This window comes from Amphritea pacifica (assembly GCF_016924145.1).
In the GTDB taxonomy this organism is placed as follows: domain Bacteria; phylum Pseudomonadota; class Gammaproteobacteria; order Pseudomonadales; family Balneatricaceae; genus Amphritea; species Amphritea pacifica.
Map to the genome: position 1 here is coordinate 1 of NZ_JAFFZO010000188.1, position 294 is coordinate 294.

Annotated in this window: 1 protein-coding gene; it reads right to left on the reverse strand. The window is 66.3% G+C overall.

The window, feature by feature from the left end:
* Positions 1–294 (reverse strand): hypothetical protein (locus tag JW499_RS22025; RefSeq protein WP_205212552.1); only part of this gene is annotated, 294 nt, incomplete at both ends.

Here is a 294-nt window from a genome sequence, read left to right on the forward strand (position 1 = left end):
GCGGCGAGACCTTCACCGCGACCCTGAGCAACAACTCCGCGGGCAGCACCATTGCCGATGGCACCGCCACCGGTACCATCCTGGATGACGGCACCGGCCCGGGTCCGTTCGACCCAAGCGGTCCTGGCACCCCGGACAACGATACCGCCAGCTTTGCGGTCGACAGCGTCAGCGTCAGTGAAGGCGGTCTGATGACCTTCACCGTGACCCGCACCGGCGATGCCGAAGCGGATCAGAGCGTCAACTTCAGCACCCTGATCGGTGCCGGCGACAGCGCCGAAGCGGCTGACTTCA